At 69.3% G+C, this 3,164-nt stretch carries 3 protein-coding genes and 1 pseudogene; 2 read left to right on the forward strand and 2 right to left on the reverse strand.

Annotated features, from left to right (window positions below):
• Both AC27KI_RS21640 and AC27KI_RS21645 read right to left on the reverse strand, forming a co-directional pair.
• A pseudogene (locus tag AC27KI_RS21640) lies at positions 1-320 on the reverse strand (efflux transporter periplasmic adaptor subunit); the annotation flags it as partial.
• 231 nt (positions 321-551) lie between these two features.
• A complete protein-coding gene (locus tag AC27KI_RS21645) occupies positions 552-1,391 on the reverse strand; it encodes an alpha/beta hydrolase (RefSeq protein WP_487090662.1) in 840 nt (279 codons plus the stop codon).
• Between the two features lie 167 nt (positions 1,392-1,558).
• Here AC27KI_RS21645 and AC27KI_RS21650 point away from each other — a divergent pair, with 167 nt between their 5' ends.
• Positions 1,559-2,470: a LysR family transcriptional regulator gene (locus tag AC27KI_RS21650; protein ID WP_317359537.1), complete on the forward strand. Its 912-nt coding sequence runs from the start codon at positions 1,559-1,561 to the stop codon at positions 2,468-2,470.
• A gap of 118 nt (positions 2,471-2,588) precedes the next feature.
• Positions 2,589-2,927 (forward strand): VF530 family protein, encoded by a 339-nt coding sequence (locus AC27KI_RS21655; protein ID WP_487090663.1) that lies wholly within the window; start codon positions 2,589-2,591, stop codon positions 2,925-2,927.
• Positions 2,928-3,164: the final 237 nt, after the last annotated feature.

The following is a 3,164-nucleotide window of genomic DNA, read 5'->3' on the forward strand; positions in this document are numbered from 1 at the left end:
GTGACCAGCAGGTCGCCCTGCTTGACCAGCGAGCCTTCGCGGAAATGCACGGCCTGCACGGCGCCGCCCACGCGCGGGCGGATGTCCACGCGCTGCACGGCTTCGAGCCGGCCCGAGAACTCGTCCCACAGCGCGATCTCCTGCTGCAGCACGGCGGCCACCGAGACGGGCACCGCGGGCGGCGCGGCTTCCGGGGCCGGGGATTCGGCATGCGAGCTGGGCAGCCCGAAGAGCGTGCCGCCCGCGGCGGCGATGGCGGCCGCGGCGCCGGCGGCAGCCCACCAGCGGCGACGGGAAGGGGAAGTGTGTTGCGGGTTCATGGTGGAAGTCCTCCGGGTTTTTTCAAAGCAAAAGTCGAAATCGATAGGGCAAGGGTTGCCCCTTCCGGCCCACGGGGGCCAGAAAACAAAAGGGACGCAGCAAGCAGCGGAAAGGCGGCGAAAGGCGGGTATTGCGGCTCGCCGAAGCGGATCGCAGTATCAAACCTCAACCGGGGTTGAGGTCAATGCACCCCGCGGGTCAGCGCGCGGGCAGGTCGGTGGTGGTGAGGGTCAGGGCGCAGGACATCGGGTGGCCTCGAAGAAACGGCTGAACTGCGCCTGAACCTCGGGCGCACAGGGGCATTCGCCCGAACCGGGCTGCAGCAGGGCATCGGGCCACTGGTTCGCCTTGGCGAACACGTGCTGCGTGACTTCCAGCCCCGCCGCCTGCAGCCGGTTGGCGTAGGCGAGGGCTTCGTCGCGCATGGGATCGTCGTCGCCCACCAGCACCAGCGTGTGCGGCAGGCCGGCCAGCCGCTGCGCCATCGCGGGCACGGCATAGGGATGTTCGGCATCGCGGGTGCATCGCAGGAACTGCAGCCAGCCATCGGCCCACTTGCAGGCGGTCGATTCGCCCATGGCGGCACGCACCGAGGGCGTGGCGCCGCAGGGGTCGAGCATGGGCGACAGCAGGATCTGCCCGGCCAGCGGCGGATGGGACTGGTCGCGCGCCATCAGCGCCACGCCCGCGGCCAGGTTGCCGCCGGCCTCCTCCCCCGCCACGTACACCCCGGCGCCGGGACCGGCCAGGCGGGTGCGGTGCTTGTGCGCCCACTTGAGCACCAGGTAGCCGGCGTCCACCGGCTGCGGGAAGGGATGGTCGGGCGAGAGCGGGTACGCCACCGACACCACCAGCGCGCCGGCGCGCTCCAGCAGCCGGGCCACCGTGCAGCCGTTGTCCAGATCGCCCGCCACGAACGCGCCGCCATGGAAGTGCACCACCAGCGGCAGCGTTTCCTTGGGCTTCTTGCGGCCGTACATGCGCACGGACACTTCCTGCCCCTTGGCCACCTCAATGGTGGTGTCGGTGCAGGTGGAGGACGATGGCGATGGGGTGAAGGTGCTGGACATGGCGGTGACCGGACAAGACCGGGTGATGTGAAATGTAGCGACGCAGCCGCCGACGATAAACCAGCCAAATGCCACAGCTCTGTTTCCGATTGCCGAACAATCGGCGGCACGGGCCCGTGTGAGAATTCCTTGGCCCCATTCGGGGCCAGAGAGAACAAGGAGGGCCCATGGACCAGATCCAGGCCATGCGGGTTTTTGCAAGGGTGGTGGAGGCAGGCACGTTCACGCGGGCGGCCGATTCGCTGCAATTGCCCAAGGCAACCATCACCAAGTACGTGCAGGCGCTCGAGGCGCGGCTGCGCGTGAAGCTGCTCAACCGCACCACGCGGCGCGTGACCGTCACGGCCGATGGCGCGGCCTACTACGACCGCACGGTGCGCCTGCTCGCCGATTTCGACGACATCGAGGCGAGCATGACGCACGCGCGCGCCACGCCCAGCGGCCGGCTGCGCGTGGACGTGGGCACCTCCGTGGCGCGGCTGCTCATCATTCCGCGGCTGGAGGAGTTCCATGCGCGGTTTCCCGACATCCAGATCGACCTGGGCGTGAGCGACCGGCCGGTGGATTTGATCGGCGACAACGTCGATTGCGTGATCCGCGGCGGCGAGCTGACCGACCAGTCGCTGGTGGCACGGCGCATCGGCAACCTGGCCTTCGTCACCGTGGCCGCGCCCTCCTACCTGGAGCGCTACGGCACGCCCACCCACCCCCTCGATCTGGAGGGCGACCACAAGAGCGTGATCTATTTCTCGCCGCTGTCCACCCGCCGCTACCCGCTGGAGTTCGTGCGCGACGGCGAGATGATCGAGGTCACCGGGCCCTCGCAACTGGCGGTGAACGAGTCCAACGCGTACTCGGCGGCGCTGGTCGCGGGGCGCGGCGTGGGGCAGATCACGCTGTTCCAGGCGGCCCGGCAACTGGAGCGCGGCGACCTCGTGCGGCTGCTGCCCGAGTGGTCCATTCCGCCCATCCCGATCTACGTGGTGTACCCGCCCAACCGGCACCTGAGCGCCAAGGTGCGGGCCTTCGTGGACTGGGCGGCCGAGCTGTTCGCCAGCGAGCGGTATCTGCAGACCTGAACGTTTGCTATATTTTTCATAGCTAAACGCCCTAGTATAGATTGCACTGGGGCCCTTTTTGATGCATGCCCGCGCGAGGCCGCCCTCCACCGGCCGCGCGGGGCCGTATGCTCCCGGCATGACCGAACCCGAAGTCCCCGAGCCCGGCGAAACCCCCGCCCCCAGCGCCACCAACGCGCCTTCCACCCCGAACGCCACGCCACCCACGCCACCGGCCAGGCAGCCGCGCAACCCCCTGCACGGCATCACGCTCGAAGCCATCGTGGTCGCGCTGCACGACTACTACGGCTGGGAAGGCCTGGCGCAGCGCGTGGCCCTGCGCTGCTTCGAAAGCGATCCCAGCGTGGCGTCCAGCCTGAAGTTCCTGCGCAAGACACCCTGGGCGCGCGAGAAGGTCGAGAGCCTGTACCTGTTCATGCTGCGCGAGCACAAGCGCCAGGGCGGCGGGCCGGGCTGAACGCGGCCGGCCCTGACAACCCATCCCCGACGGCCCATTCGCGCTGCGCCAGCGCAGCTCAGGCGCCCGGGCCGTGCGTTCGTCGCAATCGGCTCGCGGCGGCAGGCCCCGGTGGGCACATTGGAGGCACGGAGAGGCACACGCCTGTCCTGATCCCCCAACCCGCCCCAGGAGCCTTCCATGCCCACCGTTTTCGACCGCCGCAACACCATCCCCTCGCCCCACGCCCCTGGCGCG

It is taken from the genome of Acidovorax sp. KPB24-03, from assembly GCF_057546605.1.

What these genes read in the sequence shown, in the direction of transcription:
- AC27KI_RS21650 (WP_317359537.1), top strand. Translation starts at nt 1,559, where the DNA reads ATGGACCAGATCCAGGCCATGCGGGTTTTTGCAAGGGTGGTGGAGGCA.
- AC27KI_RS21655 (WP_487090663.1), top strand. Translation starts at nt 2,589, where the DNA reads ATGACCGAACCCGAAGTCCCCGAGCCCGGCGAAACCCCCGCCCCCAGC.
- AC27KI_RS21645 (WP_487090662.1), bottom strand. Translation starts at nt 1,391, where the DNA reads ATGTCCAGCACCTTCACCCCATCGCCATCGTCCTCCACCTGCACCGAC.